Origin of the sequence: Microbispora sp. ZYX-F-249 (genome assembly GCF_039649665.1) — a bacterium.
Taxonomy (GTDB): domain Bacteria; phylum Actinomycetota; class Actinomycetes; order Streptosporangiales; family Streptosporangiaceae; genus Microbispora; species Microbispora maris.
In genome coordinates this window covers 54,036-73,209 of sequence record NZ_JBDJAW010000006.1, presented here as the reverse complement: position 1 = coordinate 73,209, position 19,174 = coordinate 54,036, and the positions used below count along the sequence as shown (strand labels likewise).

Here is a 19,174-nt window from a genome sequence, read left to right as displayed (position 1 = left end):
TCCCGCCGTGTCATCGCCGGCCCCCATTCAGGTTCAGCACGGCCAGATCCAGCAGGGTCATGTCCAGCAGGGCGCACTGCCGCAGGCGGCCGCGCCGCTGCCGCCCCTGTGCCACGTCACCGTGGTCGCTCCACGCAGGAAGGCGGACCTCGCGCTGCCGGCCGACATCCCGCTGCCCCACGTCCTCCCCGGGCTGCTGCGGGCGGTCGGCGAGGTGGGCGGCGACGCGGCCGCGGCCCCCGGCTGGGTGCTGCAGCGTCTCGGCGGCCCGCCGCTCGACCTCGGCCAGAGCCTGGGCGCGCTGGGCGTCCTGGACGGGGAGATCCTGTACCTGCGCCCGCGCGACGCCGTGCTGCCCCCGGCCGTGTACGACGACGTGGCCGACGTCGTCGCCACCGGCACCAAGGAGGGCGGCGGCAGGTGGGAGCCGCGGCACACGCGGCTGCTCGGCATGGGCGTGGCGGCAGGGCTGCTCGCGCTCGGCGCCGTCGTCCTCGCGCTGGCGGCGGCCCCGCCGAGGCTGACCGCCGGAGTGGCCGGCGCCGTCGCGGTGCTGCTGCTCGCCGCCGGGACCGTGGTGTCCAGGGCCGTCGGCCAGCCCACCGCCGGCGCCCTCATCGGCTACGCGGCCCTGCCGCACGGCTTCCTCGCCGGGCTGTTCACACCCGGCGCCTCAGGGGCCGTACTGGTGCTCGGCGCGCCGAACCTGCTGGCCGCGCTGGCGTACACCGCGCTGGTGGCGACCGTGGGCGGCGTGCTGATCGCCGACGGCGTGGCGGGTTTCCTCGGCGTCGCGGTCGCGTCCGTCGCCGGGGCCGCGGGCGCCGCGTGCGTGATGGTGTTCGGGGGACCGGGCGCAGGGGCGGCGGCCGTGGTCGCGACGGTCCTGCTGGCGCTGAGCCCGCTGATCCCCACGCTGTCGTTCCGGATGGCCCGGGTGCCGCTGCCGCCGCTGCCCACCAGCGCCGAGGAACTGCGCAGCGACAACCAGCGGATCGACGGCCCGCTGGTGCTCCAGCGGACCGCGCAGGCCCACCGGTACGCCACCGGCATGGTGATCGCGATCGCGCTCGCCGGCGGCGCGGCCGAGCTGCTGCTCGTCCAGCAGGGCGGCTGGGTCGCCCGCGCGACGGCGGCGACGCTGGCGCTGGCGCTCGCGATGCGGGCGCGCGTCTTCGCGGGGGTCGCCCAGCGGCTGTGGATGGTCCTCGCGGCCGTGGCCGGGGCCGTCGCGCTGGCGTTCGCGCTGGGCACGGGCGCCGACGCGGTCGCCGAGGTGGCCGTGACGATCGGGGTGCTGTGGACGGCCCTGCTCGTGCTCGGCCTCGGTCTCTGGCTGCCCACGGGCAGGCCGTCGCCGTTCTGGGGACGGGCGGCCGACATCCTCGACGCACTGCTGGTCGTCGCGCTGATCCCGCTCACGCTGGGCGTGCTCGACCTGTACGCCTGGGTGCGGGGCCTTTCGGGCTGACCCTCGGGGCGCGGCACGGGCGTCCCGCGGTCACGTCGCGGGCCCTACGGGCAGCAGCGCGGGGCGCTTGGCGGTGCGGCCGTCGCCGGACGACCTGCCGAGGAGGCGCCGCACCAGCCACGGGCCGAGGAACGTGCCCGCCCAGCGCAGCTCGGCGCCCACGGCCCGCCACCCGGCCGGATCCACCGGGGGATGCAGGGGCAGCGTCCAGCCGTCGTCGCTGCCGGGCACCCCGAGGGCGTGGGCCACGGCCGCGGCGATGCGCTCGTGGCCGAGCGGACTCGCGTGGAGCCGGTCGGCGCTCCACAGCCGGGGATCGGTGCAGACGGCGTGCGGCGCCGTCTCCGCCACCACCACCCCGTGACGGGCCGCCGCCGCCCGGATCCGGTCGTTGAGGTCGAACACCCGTGACCGGAGCGGCCGGGCGATCGGCGCGATCTTCCCCACGTCCGGGAACGTGAGGGTCGCGACGCGGGCCCCGGCGGCCGTGAGAGCGGCGAACATCACCTCCAGGTGCCCGGCCACCTCGGCGGCCTCGAAGCGGGGCCTGATCAGGTCGTTGACGCCCGCGACGACGGTGACCAGATGGGGGCGCAAGGCCAGGGCCGGCGCGAGCTGCTCCGCCCGCACCTCTCCGGCGAGCCGCCCGCGCACCGCGAGGTTGGCGTACGTGACCTCCGGGTCCACCGTCGTGAGCCGCTCGGCGAGCCGGTCGGCCCAGCCGCGCGGGCAGGCGGGGTCGCCGTCGCCGAGCCCTTCGGTCTGGCTGTCGCCGAGGGCGACGTAACGCAGGGGCTCACCGTCCGGCACGGGCCACCTCCGGGTCTCGGGGGGCCGGCGCGGTCCCCTCTCCTGGCACGGCCGCCGTCCCTCCGCCCGGCACTGCTGAAGTTCCCTCGCCCGGCACGGCCGCCCTCCTCTCCCGCAGGATCGCCGCGGTCCGCAGGCACCAGTCGCGGTTGCCCTCCTCGAAGGCCAGACCGCGCAGGCAGGTCAGGTACGGCCCCACGCGCCGGCCCACGCGGAGGAACTCCTCCTCGCCCAGGTCGCCGCGCATCTTGCGCAGGATCCGCCGGAACAGATCGATCTTGGCCTCGGCCGCGGCGGCCCTCTCCTCGACCTGCCGGATCAGCGGCCCGGCGTCGACGTGGTCGGCCGCCTGCACCTTGACGAGCAGGTCGTCGCGGATGAACGACGGCTTCGACGCGGCCGCCGCGAACCGCTCCAGCTCGGCGAGCCCGGCGTCCGTGACGTGGAAGAGGCGCTTGGCGGGCCGGGTCTCCTGGACCACCCGCCGCCCCGCGACCAGCCCTTCCCGCTCCAGCTTGGCCAGCTCGGCGTACAGCTGCTGGGGCAGGGCGTGCCAGAAGTTCGCCACACCGACGTCGAACGCCTTGGCCAGCTGGTAGCCGCTGAGCTCACCGTCGAGCAGCGCCGCGAGGACGGCGTGCCGTAGGGCCATCGATCCGCTCCCTTCGCTTCTCCGTAGTCAACAATATGACTATTCAAGGAAGTGAGCATCAGGGGGACTGTCGTCGGTCAGGGCCGATGGACGCTTTCCGGCGACGCCCGCTCGTCGAAGTCGCGGCGGGCCTCGTCGAGGAGACCGGCCACGTGGGGCAGGCCCGCGGCGTCGAGCCCGCCGCGCAGCACCTCCTCCTTCGCGGCCTCCGCGGCCGCCTCGGCCCGGCGTACGGCCTTCAGGACGGCCTCGGCCAGCGAGCGGCTGTCGAGCCCGCGCATGCTGAGCGGGTGGATGTCGAGGGCGCGCAGCGTGCCGACGGCGTCGACGGTCGCGGTGATCCGGCCCCCGTCGGCGCTCCCGGCGTACTCGCGCGTGCTCCACTCGGCCGCGAGTTCGTCCATCCACGCGGCCGCCGCCGACAGCCGTTCCATGCGCGCCCGGAGCTCACGCATCTCGTCCACGCTCACTCCTCCCGCAACAGCGCCCGGACGTACGGGGCGAGCGGGTCGCCGCGCGGAGGCTCGTCGCCGGAGCCCGCCGTGAAGTCCCCCGTGAAGTCCGCCATGGCCTTTCCCAGCCGCTCGCCCACCTCGCTCCGCGCGGCGCCGATCGCGCCCCGGATCGCGGCGGACATCGCGACGTGGTCGAGGTCGCGCATCGCGCGCGGATCGACGGTCAGCCCCAGCAGGCGGCCGGCTCCGGAGACCCGGGCCACCACGGAGCCCGTGGCGTCGGTCCCCTCGATCACCTCGTCGCTCAGCCCGTGGAGCAGGTCGGCGAGCGCGCCGACGCGGCCCTGGACCTCCCGCACCAGCCCGGCGACGTCGCCGTCCCTGCCCTCGTTGAACGCGGCCGTGTTCCTCACCGGGGCTCCTCGCTCGCGGGCTGCCAGTAGTCGTGGATGTGCGCGCGGTCCGCCACGGCGGGGGTGAGCGTGAGGTCACGGCGGCCCCGCGCCGGGTCGCCCTCCTCGAAGAAGGCGGCCCGTACGTCGTTGAGCTTCTGCTCCACCTTGTTGAGGTCGCCCTCGCAGGCCATGTAGATGTCGGCGAACTGCTTGACGAGGTTGCCCAGCGCGCTTGCGAAGACGCCCACCTGCGAGATCAGCGCGACCCGCCCGGCCGGGTGCGCGCTCATCGCCGCCAGCGTGCGGAGGATCGGCGCCGAGGCCGCGTAGAGGCCGAACACCGACAGGTCGTACTCCAGGACCTCCTTGAACTGGCTGTGCATCGCGCCGCTCATCTCGCCGGTGACCCCGTGGAGCTTCTCGTACAGGACCGTCGTGTTGAAGCGGACCCGCCGCCCGAGCAAGTCGGCCGCGTGGCCCTTCCAGTTCGGGCTGACGTCCTGGAAGTAGGAGAACCAGATGTCGGACCTGCCGCTCTCCAGCCGGCTCCCCATCTCCTTCCACAGCTCCCGCCGGTCGTAGAACAGGAAGGGATTGCCGAGGTTCAGCGTGGCCGCCACGTCCAGGGCGAGGGCCGCGCCGCCCAGCCCGGACATGGCCATCGCCGTACGCGTCTGCTGCCGCAGCGGGTTCAGCCCTTTGACGAGGTTGCGGAAGAAACCCGGATCGGTGCGGGTGGCGGAGGAAGCCGCGGCTCCGTCGGCCGGCGCCACGTGTACGGCTCGCCGGACGTTGCCGCTCGAGTCCGTGATGTAGAGCTTCTGGGGGCCCTGGGCGGGCCGGCCCGGGACGAACAACTCGCCGGGCTCGCCGGGTGGGGTCGGCATGCGGATCCTCTCAGGGACGCGTGTTCCGGGCGGCCGCCGCGCCGGCCTTCTCCGCGGCCACGTAGTTGTCGGCGGCCCTGACCAACGTCTCGCCGTCCCTGCGCAGGGCGTCGCCGAGGATGCCGGCCGCGCCCGACCAGGTGTCGGAGACGGTGTTGAACCGGTGGACGAAGGCCAGCCCGACGATGGGGACCCCGGCGAGCGGAGCGAGGTTCCAGCCCTCGAAACGGGGCGTGGCGTCCTGCATCCGCCGGACGCCCTCCGCGGAGCCGCTCACCGTGCCGGCGAACTTCCTGATGAAGCCCGCGGCCACCTCGTAGCCGGGCAGGCCGGACGAGCCGCCGGACGAGCCGCCGTCCGGCGCCGGCGCCCGCACCGGGACCACGGAAGCCCCTCCCGGCAACTGCCCGCGGATCGAGTCCGGCAGGCACGGGCCGGCCGGGCACGCAGGCGTGTGCGGGCAGGGGCTCACCATCGCGGAGACGGAGGAGGCCGGGAGGGCGGACGTCCCGGATGGCCCGTTGGAGGAGGATGCGCCGTACGACACGTGATCTTCCCTATCACCGGGCTCCGGGCCCCCGCCATGTGCGGGAGTGACGTTTCCGCAGGTGGAAAGCGGAAATTCGGGGCTTGTTCACTGGCGTGTAACGGCGGGCCCGCAAACCCCGTACGCCCGCCTTTGATGCGTTAGCGTGCCGGTGTTCCGGAAATCGCGGCAAAAAGGGGGCTCGTATGGCCGGCAGCGCATTCGACGACTTCGACGTGGAGCGGTTCGGCCAGCGCGCCGACGCCAGGATCGCGGCCGTCGAACGGCTTCAGGACACCCTTTCCTCACTCGTCGGCCGGGCCCGGGACGAGGACGGCCTGGTCGAGGTGGAGTTCACCGGCCGGGGGCTGAGCGAGCTGGAGCTTCACCCCAAGGCGATGCGGCTGAGCTCCGGCGAACTGGCCGAGCGGATCAAGGAGACCGTGCGCGCCGCGTCCGACGACCTGTACCGGCAGATGAACCGGGCCATGGCCGAGGTCCTCGGGGAGGAAGGAGACCAGACGAGGTTCCTGAACGACCCCGAGGCCGTGCTCAGCCAGGTCAGAGAGGCGGAGTCCGCCTTCGACCGCACCGCGGAGGACGTGCTGGGCGAGCTCGACCGGATCAGCCGCAGGCTGAACCTCTGAGGCGGCCCGGCCCGGTGCTAGCCGGCGACCCTGGATCGGAGCCCGAGCAGGATGTCGATCACCAGGAACGCGGCCAAAGAGATGCCCATCAGGGGCAGGAAGTACCCCACGACGAGGGCGAACAGGGCCAACGGTGCCAGGACTCCCCAGTGCGCATCCCGCCAACCACCTCGCGGGTAGGGCCTGCCGAACCCGCGGGTCGGACGGCGCCGCCACCACATCCGGTAGCCCAGCACGATCAGCGTGATGAGCCCGGCCGCGATGGCGGCCAGGACGATCTGGTTGGCCGGGCCGAACAGCAGCCCCATGTGCGCGTCGATGCCCCACTCGGTGAGCTTGGCGGCCAGCGGGTAGTCGGCGAACCGCAACTCGCCCACGATCTGCCCGCTCGCCGGGTCGAACGCCAGCTGGTCCAGTCGTGTGGGAGCGGTCTTGCGGATCTCCTTGACCACGTAGGCGGCCCCGGGCTCGGCCGGCGGGACGATCTCCAGCGGGCCGGACAGCCGCCAGCTGGCCGCCGCCTGCGTGATTTTGTCGATTCCCACGTCCGTGGTCGCGCCGGCCCGGCCGCCGCCCGCGACGTGCCCGGCGTGCCCCGTGTGCCCGGCGTGCTCACCGAGGTCGGTGCTGATCGACGGAGTCGCCCAGCCGAACCTCGTGCGCAGCTCGCCGATGTTCTCTCCGGCGTACTTCGACCAGGTCAGGCCGGTGGCGGACAGGAACAGCACGCCCAGCGCGGCCCACAGGCCCACCGAGCCGTGCCAGGACAGTGTGCGGCGCAGTCCGGTGGCGGCGCGGTCGGGAGCGAACAGGCCGCGCAGACGGCGGCCGTCGCGGCGCCGCCTGCTCAGCCACAGCGCCAGCCCGCCGAGGGCGACGACCCACAGCCAGCTGGCGGCCAGCTCGCTGTAGATCCGGCCGGGCTCTCCCAGGTGGAGGTGACGGTGCAGGTCGGAGATCCAGGCGCGTACGGGCAGCGCGCCGGAGCCGCCGTAGCTTTCCAGCGTGCCGCGCACCTGACCGGTCCCGGGGTCGACGAAGACCGCCATCTGAGTGCTTTCTGGCAGGTTCGGCACATCCATCAGTACCCGGGTGGTCAGGCCGGGCTCGGCCGCGGGTCGTACCGCGGTGACCTTCCCTTCGGGGAGCGCCTGGCGAGCCGCGGTGACCTGCTCGCTCAGAGGAACGCTGGTCCGGCTCACCGGTGCGGTCAGCTCGTGCCGGTAGACGACGTTCTCGATCTGGAAAGAGGCGGCGTACAGCAGGCCCGTGGCCGCGGCGACGAGCAGGAAGGGGGCGATGAGGATTCCGGCGTAGAAGTGCAGGCGCAGCACCAGCGGGCGCAGCGCCGTCCAGGTCGCACGCCTGGGACGGGGAGGCCGGGCCGGATCGACGGCACGCTGAACGCCGGCGTCGGTAGAAGTCATGGGGGTTCTCCGTTCATGGCGAGCGCCACCGACAGGTACGCGTCACCTGAGTAGGGGGGGTCGAGCCGCGGACCGCGTTCAGCGCGGTTCAGCACGGCGAAACGGGCGTACGGCATGGCGAGCCGATGCCGCCGACGGCAGGCGGCAGCCCGTATCAGAGAACGGAGACGGCCAGAGGCGGACCGCGCCGGGCGACCACCACGACGAAGTCGGAGCGACGAGGGACCGGGAAGGGAGGTTCCCCCACCGGACCGGGAGACAGGGGGGCGATGTCGGCCAGCGCACCCGCGAGGACGCGCAACACGGCCCGCAGCCCGCGCACGGGCGTGACGGCCAGATGCACGATCATCGCCAGGGCCGACTCACCGTGTTCCAGCACCCAGGCGGACAGGACCGCTATCGCGGCGTGGATCAGCACCATGCCCAGACCGGTGCCGTGCTCACCCGTCCACGGCGACGGCGACGCGTGCGCGGCGCCGACGGTGAACAGGTGGTGCATCCCGTACTGCGCGCCGAAGGAGGCGCTCAGCAGGACTTCCATGCCCCGCTGACGGCCTGCGAGCAGGAACGCGCCCAGCCAGGTCAGCACCATCGCGGCGACCAGGGTTTCCCCGCGTACGGGAGCCCCTCCGGCCAGCACGTGCAGAGCGGCCGAGACCAGCACGCATGCTGCCGCGAACACCGCGGCACGTAACGCACGCAGGGACGATCCGCCGACATGCACAGCGCAATCGTCGCAGAGCGCCCATGCGCCTGCCATTCTTGACTTGCGCGATTCGTATCGGCTATGTGCACCCAGGTGCCCGGATGGGCCAACAGGGTTCACACCCCGTCATGTCCATCACCTGTCAGCGTGGTCCACGTGGGCGGCGGCGCGGCCTTGGTGGGATAGGGGGGTCGTAGCGCCCGCGCCGTCGCCGGTGACGGACGACGGAGCCTGCCGTACCGGGCGCAGCCGGTACGCGACGGCGGCGATGACGACGACCAGCAGGGCGAGCCCCACCCATACCTGTACCTGGGTGACGTTCAGCGGGGCGCCCTTGACGCCGGGGGTGCGGCCTCCGTCCCGGCCGGTGACCGTGACCGCGAGCAGGACGACGATGGTGGCCGCGACGGCGATCCGGCCCGATAGACGAGCCGCCGCGGACAGCGGGCCGGGCCGCTTGTCCCCGTCCCGCAGGCGCATGCGCTCGCTGCGCCGAGCGGGAGCCAGTAGACGGACGAGGAACAGTGCCGCGATGGGCAGTTGAAGCACCGTCGGTGATTTCGTGGGGCAGGCAGTGGGCACACCGGGAGCGGCGCCGTGCGGTCCACCCCACTGGTGGGCCAGCAGAACGCGAGCCGTACCGGGACCTACTGCTTGTCGGCGGGCGCCTGACCCGAGCCGAATAGCGCGGAGAGAAGTCGCTCGGTACGACGGCTAGCCGATGCGGTCGGGGCTGGTCGTGCTCGTCACCCGCCAGACGTCCGGCTCGGGGTCGTAGATCTCCCGCTCGCGCTCGTCCTGGTTGCCCGTCCCGGCGCCGCCCGCCGCGGGCGCGTAGGGGAGGAAGGACGAGCCCGGGCCGCCCTGGCCGGTCCGGTAGCCGCCCAGGAGGCCGCCGGCCTCTCCGGCGACTCCCGCGCCGTAGCCGGTGCGCGCCCCGCCGTACACGCCGATCACGCCGCCGGGCGGCAGCGTGCCGGTCGGTCCGGCCGTCGGAACGGGGATCCGCGGGTCCGGGTAGCCGGTGAGCCCGTTGGGCGTGGTGCCCGCGGGGGCCGTGGCGCCGGGCAGGGGATGGGTGGTCGCCAGGTCCGTCGAGCCGCCGCCGATCACGGCCGGAGCCGTGCCCGAGCCGTCACCGGAACCGCCCGGCTGTCCCGTGCCGGGCTGTCCCGCACCCGGTGCGCCGCCGGCGCCGGGGAGGCCGCCCGTGCCGGGGTCGCCCGTGCCGCCGGACCCGTCCGCGCCGCCGCCCCCGGAGCCGGTGCCGCCGCTGCCGGTGCCGCCGGAGCCCGAACCGTCCGTGCCCCCGGAACCGCCGCCCGAGTGGCCGCCCCCGCCGGATCCCGCGCCGGATCCCGAGCCGCCGGACCCGGACCCCGTGGAGCCCGAGCCGGTTGTGCCGTCACCGTGCGAGCCGCCGTGCCACACGCCGTCGGAGGTCGTGGTGGGCGCACCCGTCCCGCCCACGCGGATGCGCGGGGAATCCGTGAGGTCGATGTGCAGCGGCTCGACGGCGGGCAGCTCGAAGGCCAGCCCCTCGGCGAAGGCGTTGTTCGCCTCCTGGATCTGCTGGTTGAGCTTGCGGAAGTGGGCCCTCGCCGCCTCGTCCCCGGTGAGGTAGGGCGAGGGGCCGGGAGAGGGGGAGGGCGTGGGGAAGCTCCGGGGCGAGGCGGAGGGGGAAGCCGAGGGGGAAGGGGTGGGCGAGGGGGTCCCGCCCGTGCCGCCGCCCGCGCCCTGGTCCGAACCGCCCGGGGCGGCCGGGAAGTTCGTCTTCGCGTCGCTGACCACGTCCGCGTACCAGGACATCGCCGCTCCGCTCGCGGTCATGGCGTCGCCGAGCGCGCCCGCCGTGGCGTAGAGCGCGCGGAGGGCGGACTGCACCTGCTCGGCGGCGGGACCGCGCCAGACGGAGGCCAGTTCCTTGGCGGTCCTGCTCAGGGCCGCCTGGATGCCCGTCTCGGACGGCCCGTTGCCGCCGACCTTCCCGCCCACCAGGTCGGCGGCGTCGATGAACGCCCGACCGGCCCGGCGGACCGCGTCGGGACTGGCGGCGTCCAGCTTCTGCTTGATCTGCTCCCGGGAGAGGTTCTCCGGGTCGAGCCCGTCGAGGCTCGCGTACACCTTGATCGGCTCCCAGCCGGCTTCGGCCCCCATCGCGATCTTTCCCCTTGCCCTCGGCGGCTCACGCGCTGCTGCTCGTGTGGCCCTTCTCGTAGTTCACGACAGCTTGCTCCACCGCGCTCACCATCGCCTCGATGCGGTCGATGAGCAGCTGATACTTGCCGCTGAGCACCTCGTGGGCCTGCTCGGCGTTCAGCCCGAAATACTTCGCCGCCTCCCACGGGCCGGTCTCCGCGGGGCCGACGTTGGTCAGTCCCTGGACCTCGCCCGCGGTTCCCGGGCCGCTCCAGGTGGCGCTCATGCTGGCGGGCGCGCGTCCGCGCAGCGTGCCGAGCTCGTCCCGCAGCCCCTTGAGGATCTGGCGGACCCGCGTGTGGTCGATGTACACGTCGGCCGGACCGCCGTCGAGACCCGGCCAGCTCTCCGGCATCCTCAGCTTCGGCGGCGGGGATCCACCGTCGGGCGCGTAGCTCACTTCGCCTCCCTCGACTTATGCCTTGTCGATGCGCGCGGACGTGGTCGGCTGGTCGCTGACGAAGAAGTCCTCGTCTTCGAGCAGCCAGGTGGTGCGCTCGCGCTCCTGGCGCTCGCCGCCCCCGCCCGCGCCGTGCGGGGCCATCGGGACCATGCCGCTGCCCGCGGCGCGTGACGCCGCTCCGCCCCCGCCCACGCCCCCGGCGCCGATCCCCGGGCCCGCGCCGGAACCGCCGCCCGCGCCGTACCCGCCACCGCCGTACCCGGTGCCGGGGCCCGAGCCGGCGGCGCCGGTCAGGCCGTTGGGGACGCCGGTCTGCGGGGTGTGGCCGGAGAGGCTGGTGCCGCCGAGGCCGGCGTCGTCCAGCCGCGTGCCGTTCGCGCCCGCGCCGTTCGATCCTGAGCCGTTCAGTCCGGGGGCGCCGACGCCGCCGTTCAGCCCGCCGCCCGGCCCAGTGCCGTCCAATCCAGTGCCGTCCAGTCCTGTGCCGTCCGGTCCCGTGCCGATCCCGCCGCCCGGGCCGCCCGGTCCGTACGGGTCGCCCGTGCCGTTCCAGCCGGGGAAGCCGCCGTCGCCGAGGCCGTCCGGGCCGGAGCCCGTGCCGAGGTCGCCGAGCGAGGCGGGGTTCTGCCAGCCACGCACGTCCGTGGGGACCGATCCGCTCGGGAGGGTCGTCCCCGGACCGGACAGCGGGTCGTACGTCGGGGGCGTCATGTCGAACTTCGGCACGTCGGTGTCGAGCGACTCGGGGAAGAGGGCGTTGGCGGCCTGCGTCGCCTGCGTGAGCTTCTTGAGGTGCTCCTCGGCCGCCTTCATGTCCTTCTCCTCCTTCGACTCCCCGAAGAGGTTGAGGAAGGGGCCGTCGCCGAAGGCCGAGCCGATCGCGCCGGCCAGGCCGCCGACGATGAACCCGCCCACGCCGCCGATGACCGCGCCGGGGATGGCTCCGACGCCCGCGAAGGGGGAGCCGGCGATGGCGCCGCCGGCCGCGCCGACCGCTCCCGCCTCCACGGCCGCGTCGTACCAGTCGATGTCGCTCTTCGTGGGCTCGGGGACGTTCTCGCCCCGGAACTGGTTGAGGGAACTGGCGTAGACGTCCAGCGCGGGCACCACGCCGCGAGCCGAGGGCGACCCCGACTGCCCCGCGGCGGCGGAGGTGTCCACGATCGCGGTCATCACCGCGACCGTGGAGGCCCTGAGCCGGCGGAGCTGCTCCTTGACCTGCTTGGCGTCCTCACCGGTCGTCCAGTGCTTGTCGAGCGAGTCCAGGTGCCTGTCGAGCGTCTCGACCACGGACTTGAGCTTGTCGTGCACGCCCTTGAACTCGCCCGAGGCCGCCCTGATGAGCTCGGGGTCGGTCTTCTCGAGCGAGGTGCGCAGCGTCTCCAGCATGACGACGCCCGGATCGGACGCGTCGATCGCCGCCCTGATCGGCATCTTCCGCTCCGCCACGGCGCCTCCTCAACCACTCCGCGTACGACTAGACGTCCGCCACGCCGACGTGCCGCGCGCCCGCCTGCTCTCCGGCGTCGAGGTTCCTGACCGCCAGTTCCAGGCGTTCGGCGGCGATGCCGAGAGTCGAGGCGATCTCCGCGTAGATGGCGGTGACCGCCACCTCCGCGCTGGTCAGGCTCGAGTGGAACCCCGTGGCGGCCTCCCAGAAGCCGCCGATCGCCTCACGCCGCATGATCAGGCGCTTCACCGCGCCGCTCTCGTGGAAGGCGGCCGGTGTCACCGTGCCCTTGGACGCGCCCGGCGCCAGCACTTCGAGCACCTCCTCGAAGTCCTTGCGCGCGTTCCTGAGCGCGGTCCGGCTGACCTGCACGCCACCGTCGCGACCCATGCGTCACCCTTCGTCAACGCCGTGACGGGCACCGGCGAAGGAGCGCCGGAGCCTCCGGCCCCACCGTCGGACGTCCGCTCACTTGCCGTCGAACATGGCCGCGTTGATCCGCTCCACGTCCTGCATGTTCATGTTGGTGATGTTGATGTTCTTCGCCAGCAGCGAGACGATGTCCGCCAGGCCCTTGGCCTCCTGCTGCCAGATCCGCCGGGTCTGGTCGTAGGCGTCCTTGGCGCCGCCCTGCCAGATGGCGGTCTTGGTGTTGAGCTTGTTCTCCAGGTTCTCCAGCTCGGTGACCAGCCGGTTGAAGGCGTTCTGGAACTCGGTCTCGCCTGAGTCGAGACCACTGAAGTTGACCTTGGTGATGTCGAAGTCCACCATCGCGCTCTCCGTCCGTTCCTGGTGGTCGTCTCGGGCTCAGCGGCTGTACGAGGCGGGCGGGGCCTGGTTGATGAGCGCCTCGATCTTGTTGATCTCGGCGGTCGCCTGCGCGTTGAACTCGGCGTAGTTCTTGTTGTTCGCCCTGATGCTCTCCGCGAGGGTCTGCAGGCTGCCCAGGATGACGTCCATGCGCTCGTGCCACAGCAGGTGCACCTTGTTGAACGCGTGGTGCGACTCGCCCTGCCAGTGGGTCTTGAGGTTCTCGCCGGCACTGTCCAGGTAACGCTGGATGCCGCGGATGTTCTCGGCCGCGTCGCCGATCCAGGTGATCGCCTCGTCCAGGTCGTGCCGGCTGACTTGAGCCTGGCTTGCGCCAGAGTGCGACATGGCCACCTCCACTGATCCTGTCAATTACCCCCGACCAGGAGGGTCGGGTGGTCGACCCAAAAGTCACAGTAATGGATCAGTGGACGCCTTGCCGGGACTGTCCGAGATTAAGATTCTGTCACGTCTCTTGTGGTTTTGTCAGACAGCCGGTTAGGGGATTTGTACGTTTTGCGAGCTTTGGGGTGACTCGCGCCGTATTTAGGTGAAACCGAAATCAATCGGCCGGAGGGTGATGTGACGGATACGAGCGGGGGCGCGACGAATCCTTTCGCCGGCCTCGCGACCACGATGGGGTCGGGCGGCGCGGTGGACCCGCGCCTGACGGACCCCGAGTTCAAGATGAACTACGGCGAGGTCGCGAAGTTCGGCAACGATGTGGCCGGCCGTGGGCAGGTCCTGGCGGACACGAGCGGCCGCATCAAGCAGATCCACCTTCCGCCGCTGACCTTCGGTGTGATCGGAGGCGCGCTGAACGGCGTGCACAGCCAGGTGCGGAACCAGGCGGCCGACGCCGTGGCGAAGGGCAAGGACGTCCTGGAGTCCTGGAAGGCGGCCCTCGACCAGGCGGTCAAGAACGCCAAGGAAGCCGAGAAGCAGAGCTCGGGCGACACCGGGAAAGGCGGCCCGAACGGCCTGACGGGCGGCCCGAAGGGGGCCGGGCTCCCCAAGGGCCTGGGGCTCGGCGGCGGCGGCCTCCCCAAGGGCGCCGGCCTCGGCGACGGCTGGAGGCTGCCCAAGGACACGCCGGGCGCCGACCTCGACACCGGCCTGAAGCATCCGGACCTGCCCGGCACGGGCGACCTGCCCGGTCCCGGCGGGAACGGCGGCCTGCCCGGCGCCGGTGGCCCGGACGGCGGCGGCCTCGGCGGCAGCGGCCTCGACCCCGACGGCCTCGGCCGTACGAGCCTCGACGGGCTCGGCCAGAACGGGGTGAACCCGCTGGAGACGCCCAAGCTGAACGCCCCGGGCGACACCTCCCTCTCGGCGCACAACCCGAACCTGCCGTCCGTGCCGACCCTGCCGACGACGCCGGCGACCCCCGGCCTCGGCCCGGCGGGCTACGGCCCGGGCGACTACCCCGCGGGGACGCGGACCGGCACCGGCGGCTACGGCGCGGGCTACGGCCCGGCGGTGTACGGCCCGGGCGGGGGCCTGGGCGCCGGGGGCGCCGGGCGTCCCGGCGCCATGGCCGGCGGGATACCCGCCATGCCGTACGCGCCGATGGGCGGCGCGGGGAGCGGCGACCAGGACAAGGAACGTGAGCGGGGCACCGCGGTGCCGGAGGACGAGAGCACCTGGTTCGGCGACGAGGACGTGGCGCCTCCCGTCCTCGGGATGCAGGAGGACGTCTAGCCCATGGTGAGCATCGGGAACGTCGAGATCTGGGACGCGCGCAACAACTTCGTCACCGGCGCCGGCCTGGCCGCCATGGCGTCGTACCTGGAGCCGAGCGCGCTGCCGCTGGCGGGACTGCTGGCCACGATGATCGCCGACCCCGACGCCATGTCGCGCGGCGCGCGCGAGTGGCACAACAAGGGAGGTGAAAAAGGACAGACGCCCGCCGACATCGGGCGGCTCAGGGAGGATCTCAGGGCGCAGGTCACCGCGCTCGAGTCGGACGGGCATCTCAAGGGGCGGATGCTGACCACGGTCAAGGAGAAGTTCCTCGAGCTGGACCACCAGCTCGCCGGGCTGGACCAGGGCATCAAGGGCGTCGGCGACAGCCTCGACTCCGCGTGCCTGCTCTACACGGCGGCGAGCTACATCTCGCTGGCGATGGGCACGACGGCGTTGACGCTGGCGAACATCAGCGTCGCGGCCAAGGCCAACCCCGTCTCGATGGCAGCGATCCAGCCCACCGTCACCGGCATCATGGCCACCATGTCGAGGACCGCGCAGAAGGTGTTCACGGTCCTGGCGAAGCTGAACTGGAAGGTCGCCGCCATCTTCACGGGGGTCGCCTACCTCGCCGGCGGCGTCCAGCAGAAGTTCCCCGGCATGCAGGCCGTCACGATGCAGGCGCCCGACTTCACCAAGGCCAAGGTGGCCTTCGACCCGGCGAGCGGAGGCCTCACCGAACCCCTGCCGGACCCCGGCGACATACCGAAGACGCCGTCGTTCATGCCGCCGATCGGCATCTGATGGAGTGGGCGGCAGGCGCGTTCGAGCGGCGGCTCGGGGCGGCGCACGACGCGGGCGACCTCGCGGTCTGCCTGAGCATGCTCAGGGACACCGAGCTGGCGCTGCCCCTGCCGCCGGACGGCGAGCCCACCTGGGTGAAGATCGCCGCGCCCGATCGGGTGTGGCTGCCCGCCTACACCTCCGTCGAGGCCATGACGGCGGCCACGGGCCTGTCACGCGCCCGGATCACCTCGCTGGTCGAACTGGCCGCCGGCTGGCCCGACCCGCACTGGGGCCTCGCCGTCAACCCCGGCCTGCCGCTGCGCTTCCTGCTCGAACCGGGGACCGTCGCCAGGCTGGCGGTCCCCACACTCGCGCAGGACCGCATGGCGGAGCCCGAGCCGGCGCTGCCGGTCGTGCAGAAACCGCTGACGCCGGGGGAGTCGCACGGCTACCTCGGGAAGGGGGAGTCGCGCGTCTCCGGCTACTGCCACCACGCGCTCGACGTGGCGCACGTGGCGACGCCCGCCGTGCTCGTGGACATGCTGGGCCGCCGGGCCGACGAGGACCTGCTCACCGGCGACGGCTCGGTGGTCCTCCTGCGCTGGCGTACGGTCGGGCTCAACCTCTACCGCACGCCGTACGGCGGGACCGACGAGGCGGGCATGGCGGCGGTGGCCGGCTGGGTCGTCGAGGAGCCGCCGTTCGCCGGCATGGGTCTCGCGCCGAACGCCGACCATCCGGTCCGCGAGTACAAGGTGGACGCCGTACGGCTGCCGCACGGCTCGGAGATCGTCGAGCTGACCACGGCGGGGACCGAGATCGTGCGCGCGGTCTACGACGGCGACCTCGGCCGCTGGGGGCCGGGTGAGCCGGCCGCCGCCTCCCTGAGCTCCTATCGGGCGCGCTGGCGGGGGGCCGATCACCCGGCCAACCCCGACCCCGGGCACGACGGGCTGCTGATCCGGCTGCTCCGCGACGAGCCGGCCGACGGGTTCGAGGAGCGGGCGCCGGGCCGCTTCGTCCGGTCCGTGCCGGCCGAGGAGTGCGAGGCCGTCTTCCACGTCACCCGCAGGTGCGAGTGGCGCGGCGCCCCCTGCCTCGTACGCGCCGAGCGCGCGGGTGAGCTGCTGCTCGAATACACCGGCGGGCGGCTGCCGGTCGCGCGGGCGCTGGGCATGGAACGGATCGAGCGGGGCGTCCACCGGCGATGGGTGGCCCGCGCCGAGGTGGGCGAGCCGCGCGAGCACGCCGAACTCCTCGACCTGGGACTCACGCGTTAGCCTGAATCCGGACGACCCCGGACCGGAGGGACGGACGCCGGTGAGCGAGACCGATCCGCACATCCACGTCGACTCGAAGGTGCTGCAGGCCGGTGCCGGCTACCGCAATCTGGTCGCGTCGTCGTTGGGCCGCGCACCCGGCGCGCCCGATGTCGTCACCACCGGGTGCGGGCTCCGGGTGCCTTACGCGATGACCTCGATCCGTCCGGAGAGCGTCACCTGCCTCGCGTGCCGGGAACACGCCCGCCGCGAGCACCTGCGCTACGCCGAGCAGGTGGAGCGCCTGAGCCGGATGCCCGGCGCGCCCGTCACCGGTGACCAGGCCGCCAAGGCCGCGCGGTGGGCCAGGGACCTTGCGGAACGGTTCTCCGGCGCGTAGTCCGCCGCCGTCCCCCGTGGAGCACGGCGAGACGACTCCTCGCCACGCGGTGCCCGGCCGGCGTGGCGGGCACCATCTACGCGAGGGGCTCGGCGGCCCTGGTCATCGGTCCTCCCGCGTCACCGGTGTTGAGCGTGCCGGTCGGCTCCACCAGCATGACGGCCGTCTCCTCCTCGGCCACGGGGCAGTGCTCGACACCACGGGGCACCACGTAGAGATCCCCGGGTTCGAGGACGACGTCCCCTTCCCGGAGCCGGATGGTGAGCCGGCCGCTGACGACCACGAACAACTCGTCGGTCTCCGGGTGGGTGTGCCAGACGAACTCTCCCTTCAGCTTGGCGAGCTTGACCTCGTAGTCGTTGAGCGCGGCGATCTTCTTCTGCGTCCACAGCTCGTCGATCTGGGAGAGCTTGTCGGCGATGTTGACGGCGTCGAGGGACATGGGCATCGTGCGGCACCTCTCGCTCGGATGTGTACCGCCCGCACAGGGCGATGGCCGATGTGATGAGCGTGGCCCGCTCGTCTGCCGCCCGTCTTGTACGTTTCTAGCGTGATCGCTCACCGCCCGCCGACGATCAGCGCCTGGCGGCCGGCGGTGCCGGGCATCGCCGAGGTCTTCCACGCGCACTTCACCGATCACGCCTACCCGGCCCACACTCACGACACGTGGGACCTGATGATCCTCGACGACGGCGCGGTCGACTTCGGACTGGACCGTCGCCGGCACGCCGCCGCCGACCTCTCCGCCGTTCTGCTCCTGCCGCCCGGCGTCCGGCACGACGGCAGGACCGTCACCGCCGCCGGCTTCCGCAAGCGCGTGCTCTACCTGGACACCACCGTGCTGCCGGAACGCCTCGCCGGCCGGGCCGTGGACGCCCCGATCCTCGCCGACCCACTACTGCGTCACCGGATCCATCGGCTGCACACCGCCGTCGGTCATCCGGGAGAGGCGCTCGAGGCCGAATCGCGCCTGTTCCTCGTCGCGGAGAGGCTGCGCTTCCATCTTCAGGCGTTCCGGCGTCGGGCACCCGGCCGTGAGGCGCACCGGCTGGCCATCGGACTGCGCGAACTGCTGGACGCCCGGGTCCGGGCCGGCCTGCCGCTGCGGGAGGCGGCCGCCCTCCTCCACTCCCATCCGACGCACTTGATCCGCTGCTTCACACAGGCGTACGGCCTGCCGCCGCACGCCTATCTCACCGGCAAGCGCATCGAACTGGCGCGCAGGCTACTGCTGAGCGGCCAACGTCCGGCGGACGTGGCGACGAGCGTGGGATTCCACGACCAGGCGCACCTGAACCGGCACTTCACCCGGCACGTCGGCACCACACCCGCGCGCTACGCGAGAGGCATCACTAGCCGGATGTCCGATCACGGTGTGATAATCCCGGATATTGGACAGAGATCATCATCGGTGTGAACGCGGTCGAACGGGGTGGTGAACACGACGGGGGGACAGGCGCCGGACGCCGCCGGGATGCGGGCGTACGCCGAGGAGCTGCGGGCCACGTTCCTGCGCCTGCAGGAGGAGGCGCCCGCGCTGCACGAGAGGGCGCGCGCCGTGCAGGTGACGGAGAAGTCGCGTGACGGGCTGGTGGCGGCCACGGTCGGCGCGAACGGCGAGCTGATCAGGCTGGACCTCGACCCGCGCATCTACCGGCGGCAGGACGCGCGCGGCCTGGCCGACGCCATCACCCGGACCATCCACGCCGCCGTGGCCAGGGCCCAGGACCGGGTCGTCGAGATCTTCGCGCCGATCATCCCCGCCGACCAGATGAGGGCGCACATCGAGGGGGATCTCGACGCCGTGCTGGAGCAGATGTCCACGCGGTTGCCGAAACCGCCGGGGGAGAGATGAGCGAGCTTTTCGAAGTGAACTATGTCGACATCCGCCCGCAGCAGCTCGCGAAGGGCCTGTCCCAGTGGCACGCCGCGTCGTCCGGCACGGAGAGCGGCTACCTCGCCAGCCTGCGGGAGATCCGGCGGCTCAACGCCGCCGCGCCGTGGGGACACGACACGGCGGGCTCGGCCTTCCACTCCGCGTACACCCGGGGCGACGGGCCGGAGAAGCTGATGGACCGGGGTGCGGAACTCGTCGGCAAGGTGGTCGAGCTCGGCCCGACCGTACGGCGGAGCGCGGAGAACGCCCGCGGCATGGACGCCGCACGGGCCAGGGAGGTGCACGAGATCCTGAGAAGGGTCTGACGG

The 19,174-nt window shown here is 72.9% G+C and carries 25 protein-coding genes; 9 read left to right on the top strand and 16 right to left on the bottom strand.

Annotated features, from left to right (window positions below; genetic code table 11):
* Positions 1-7: 7 nt before the first annotated feature.
* Entirely contained in the window at positions 8-1,471 is a 1,464-nt protein-coding gene (eccD, locus tag AAH991_RS09950; RefSeq protein ID WP_346225474.1) for a type VII secretion integral membrane protein EccD, read from the top strand.
* A 30-nt stretch (positions 1,472-1,501) separates the two neighbouring features.
* On the opposite strand, the gene AAH991_RS09945 is transcribed toward eccD, so the two are convergent.
* The 6 genes from AAH991_RS09945 to AAH991_RS09920 form a co-directional block, all read right to left on the bottom strand.
* Complete coding sequence (locus AAH991_RS09945; protein ID WP_346225473.1) at positions 1,502-2,281, bottom strand: SGNH/GDSL hydrolase family protein; 780 nt, start codon at positions 2,279-2,281, stop codon at positions 1,502-1,504.
* Positions 2,268-2,933, bottom strand: a complete 666-nt coding sequence (locus AAH991_RS09940) for a PadR family transcriptional regulator (RefSeq protein ID WP_346225472.1) — start codon at positions 2,931-2,933, stop codon at positions 2,268-2,270. The genes AAH991_RS09945 and AAH991_RS09940 overlap by 14 nt, the downstream gene beginning before the upstream one ends.
* 77 nt (positions 2,934-3,010) lie before the next feature.
* The gene (locus AAH991_RS09935) at positions 3,011-3,388 is read right to left on the bottom strand and encodes a YbaB/EbfC family nucleoid-associated protein (RefSeq protein ID WP_346225645.1); all 378 of its coding nucleotides are present in this window, start codon (positions 3,386-3,388) and stop codon (positions 3,011-3,013) included.
* Positions 3,389-3,399: 11 nt separating this feature from the next.
* Positions 3,400-3,801 carry a YbaB/EbfC family nucleoid-associated protein gene (locus tag AAH991_RS09930; RefSeq protein ID WP_346225471.1) on the bottom strand — a complete coding sequence of 134 codons (402 nt, stop codon included), beginning with the start codon at positions 3,799-3,801 and terminating at the stop codon, positions 3,400-3,402.
* Entirely contained in the window at positions 3,798-4,670 is an 873-nt protein-coding gene (locus AAH991_RS09925) for a hypothetical protein (protein WP_346225470.1), read from the bottom strand. The genes AAH991_RS09930 and AAH991_RS09925 overlap by 4 nt, the downstream gene beginning before the upstream one ends.
* Before the next feature lie 10 nt (positions 4,671-4,680).
* Positions 4,681-5,055, bottom strand: a complete 375-nt coding sequence (locus tag AAH991_RS09920) for a hypothetical protein (RefSeq protein WP_346225469.1) — start codon at positions 5,053-5,055, stop codon at positions 4,681-4,683.
* Positions 5,056-5,402: 347 nt separating this feature from the next.
* On the opposite strand from AAH991_RS09920, the gene AAH991_RS09915 reads away from it, so the two are divergent.
* Positions 5,403-5,843 (top strand): YbaB/EbfC family nucleoid-associated protein, encoded by a 441-nt coding sequence (locus tag AAH991_RS09915; protein WP_346225468.1) that lies wholly within the window; start codon positions 5,403-5,405, stop codon positions 5,841-5,843.
* Between the two features lie 17 nt (positions 5,844-5,860).
* On the opposite strand, the gene AAH991_RS09910 is transcribed toward AAH991_RS09915, so the two are convergent.
* The 9 genes from AAH991_RS09910 to AAH991_RS09870 all read right to left on the bottom strand — a co-directional run bounded on the left by AAH991_RS09910 (position 5,861) and on the right by AAH991_RS09870 (position 13,186).
* The gene (locus AAH991_RS09910) at positions 5,861-7,270 is read right to left on the bottom strand and encodes a PepSY-associated TM helix domain-containing protein (protein ID WP_346225467.1); all 1,410 of its coding nucleotides are present in this window, start codon (positions 7,268-7,270) and stop codon (positions 5,861-5,863) included.
* Positions 7,271-7,424: 154 nt separating this feature from the next.
* Positions 7,425-7,952, bottom strand: a complete 528-nt coding sequence (locus AAH991_RS09905) for a hypothetical protein (RefSeq protein ID WP_346225466.1) — start codon at positions 7,950-7,952, stop codon at positions 7,425-7,427.
* 159 nt (positions 7,953-8,111) lie between these two features.
* Positions 8,112-8,525: a hypothetical protein gene (locus AAH991_RS09900; RefSeq protein WP_346225465.1), complete on the bottom strand. Its 414-nt coding sequence runs from the start codon at positions 8,523-8,525 to the stop codon at positions 8,112-8,114.
* A gap of 165 nt (positions 8,526-8,690) precedes the next feature.
* Positions 8,691-10,133, bottom strand: coding sequence for a WXG100 family type VII secretion target (locus tag AAH991_RS09895; RefSeq protein ID WP_346225464.1), 1,443 nt, complete (start codon positions 10,131-10,133; stop codon positions 8,691-8,693).
* A gap of 28 nt (positions 10,134-10,161) precedes the next feature.
* A complete protein-coding gene (locus AAH991_RS09890; protein WP_346225463.1) occupies positions 10,162-10,575 on the bottom strand; it encodes a hypothetical protein in 414 nt (137 codons plus the stop codon).
* A 15-nt stretch (positions 10,576-10,590) separates the two neighbouring features.
* Positions 10,591-12,027 carry a WXG100 family type VII secretion target gene (locus AAH991_RS09885; RefSeq protein WP_346225462.1) on the bottom strand — a complete coding sequence of 479 codons (1,437 nt, stop codon included), beginning with the start codon at positions 12,025-12,027 and terminating at the stop codon, positions 10,591-10,593.
* 28 nt (positions 12,028-12,055) lie between these two features.
* Positions 12,056-12,418, bottom strand: coding sequence for a hypothetical protein (locus AAH991_RS09880; protein ID WP_346225461.1), 363 nt, complete (start codon positions 12,416-12,418; stop codon positions 12,056-12,058).
* Positions 12,419-12,496: 78 nt separating this feature from the next.
* Entirely contained in the window at positions 12,497-12,799 is a 303-nt protein-coding gene (locus tag AAH991_RS09875) for a WXG100 family type VII secretion target (RefSeq protein WP_142569316.1), read from the bottom strand.
* A gap of 36 nt (positions 12,800-12,835) precedes the next feature.
* Positions 12,836-13,186, bottom strand: coding sequence for a WXG100 family type VII secretion target (locus AAH991_RS09870; protein WP_346225460.1), 351 nt, complete (start codon positions 13,184-13,186; stop codon positions 12,836-12,838).
* A 234-nt stretch (positions 13,187-13,420) separates the two neighbouring features.
* On the opposite strand from AAH991_RS09870, the gene AAH991_RS09865 reads away from it, so the two are divergent.
* Genes AAH991_RS09865 through AAH991_RS09850 form a run of 4 tightly spaced genes read left to right on the top strand, consistent with a single transcriptional unit; the run spans position 13,421 to position 16,969 of the window.
* Positions 13,421-14,539, top strand: a complete 1,119-nt coding sequence (locus AAH991_RS09865; protein WP_346225459.1) for a hypothetical protein — start codon at positions 13,421-13,423, stop codon at positions 14,537-14,539.
* A 3-nt stretch (positions 14,540-14,542) separates the two neighbouring features.
* Positions 14,543-15,328, top strand: a complete 786-nt coding sequence (locus tag AAH991_RS09860; RefSeq protein ID WP_346225458.1) for a hypothetical protein — start codon at positions 14,543-14,545, stop codon at positions 15,326-15,328.
* Positions 15,328-16,590, top strand: a complete 1,263-nt coding sequence (locus tag AAH991_RS09855; RefSeq protein WP_346225457.1) for a UCP033725 family protein — start codon at positions 15,328-15,330, stop codon at positions 16,588-16,590. Before AAH991_RS09860 ends, AAH991_RS09855 begins: the two co-directional genes overlap by 1 nt.
* Before the next feature lie 40 nt (positions 16,591-16,630).
* Positions 16,631-16,969, top strand: coding sequence for a hypothetical protein (locus tag AAH991_RS09850; RefSeq protein WP_346225456.1), 339 nt, complete (start codon positions 16,631-16,633; stop codon positions 16,967-16,969).
* 76 nt (positions 16,970-17,045) lie between these two features.
* Here AAH991_RS09850 and AAH991_RS09845 read toward each other — a convergent pair whose 3' ends face one another.
* Positions 17,046-17,417 carry a cupin domain-containing protein gene (locus tag AAH991_RS09845; RefSeq protein WP_346225455.1) on the bottom strand — a complete coding sequence of 124 codons (372 nt, stop codon included), beginning with the start codon at positions 17,415-17,417 and terminating at the stop codon, positions 17,046-17,048.
* 102 nt (positions 17,418-17,519) lie between these two features.
* On the opposite strand from AAH991_RS09845, the gene AAH991_RS09840 reads away from it, so the two are divergent.
* Genes AAH991_RS09840 through AAH991_RS09830 form a run of 3 tightly spaced genes read left to right on the top strand, consistent with a single transcriptional unit; the run spans position 17,520 to position 19,171 of the window.
* Entirely contained in the window at positions 17,520-18,386 is an 867-nt protein-coding gene (locus tag AAH991_RS09840) for a helix-turn-helix transcriptional regulator (protein WP_346225454.1), read from the top strand.
* An 18-nt stretch (positions 18,387-18,404) separates the two neighbouring features.
* Positions 18,405-18,824 carry a YbaB/EbfC family nucleoid-associated protein gene (locus AAH991_RS09835; RefSeq protein ID WP_346225453.1) on the top strand — a complete coding sequence of 140 codons (420 nt, stop codon included), beginning with the start codon at positions 18,405-18,407 and terminating at the stop codon, positions 18,822-18,824.
* On the top strand, positions 18,821-19,171 hold the full coding sequence (locus AAH991_RS09830) for a hypothetical protein (RefSeq protein ID WP_346225452.1): 351 nt from the start codon (positions 18,821-18,823) through the stop codon (positions 19,169-19,171). Before AAH991_RS09835 ends, AAH991_RS09830 begins: the two co-directional genes overlap by 4 nt.
* Positions 19,172-19,174 lie beyond the last annotated feature (3 nt).

Excerpts from the sequence above, each read along its gene's own strand:
- AAH991_RS09940 (WP_346225472.1), bottom strand. The coding sequence starts at position 2,933 with ATGGCCCTACGGCACGCCGTCCTCGCGGCGCTGCTCGACGGTGAGCTC.
- AAH991_RS09935 (WP_346225645.1), bottom strand. The coding sequence starts at position 3,388 with ATGCGTGAGCTCCGGGCGCGCATGGAACGGCTGTCGGCGGCGGCCGCG.
- AAH991_RS09925 (WP_346225470.1), bottom strand. The coding sequence starts at position 4,670 with ATGCCGACCCCACCCGGCGAGCCCGGCGAGTTGTTCGTCCCGGGCCGG.
- AAH991_RS09915 (WP_346225468.1), top strand. The coding sequence starts at position 5,403 with ATGGCCGGCAGCGCATTCGACGACTTCGACGTGGAGCGGTTCGGCCAG.
- AAH991_RS09910 (WP_346225467.1), bottom strand. The coding sequence starts at position 7,270 with ATGACTTCTACCGACGCCGGCGTTCAGCGTGCCGTCGATCCGGCCCGG.
- AAH991_RS09895 (WP_346225464.1), bottom strand. The coding sequence starts at position 10,133 with ATGGGGGCCGAAGCCGGCTGGGAGCCGATCAAGGTGTACGCGAGCCTC.
- AAH991_RS09880 (WP_346225461.1), bottom strand. The coding sequence starts at position 12,418 with ATGGGTCGCGACGGTGGCGTGCAGGTCAGCCGGACCGCGCTCAGGAAC.
- AAH991_RS09875 (WP_142569316.1), bottom strand. The coding sequence starts at position 12,799 with ATGGTGGACTTCGACATCACCAAGGTCAACTTCAGTGGTCTCGACTCA.
- AAH991_RS09870 (WP_346225460.1), bottom strand. The coding sequence starts at position 13,186 with ATGTCGCACTCTGGCGCAAGCCAGGCTCAAGTCAGCCGGCACGACCTG.
- AAH991_RS09860 (WP_346225458.1), top strand. The coding sequence starts at position 14,543 with ATGGTGAGCATCGGGAACGTCGAGATCTGGGACGCGCGCAACAACTTC.
- AAH991_RS09855 (WP_346225457.1), top strand. The coding sequence starts at position 15,328 with ATGGAGTGGGCGGCAGGCGCGTTCGAGCGGCGGCTCGGGGCGGCGCAC.
- AAH991_RS09845 (WP_346225455.1), bottom strand. The coding sequence starts at position 17,417 with ATGCCCATGTCCCTCGACGCCGTCAACATCGCCGACAAGCTCTCCCAG.
- AAH991_RS09830 (WP_346225452.1), top strand. The coding sequence starts at position 18,821 with ATGAGCGAGCTTTTCGAAGTGAACTATGTCGACATCCGCCCGCAGCAG.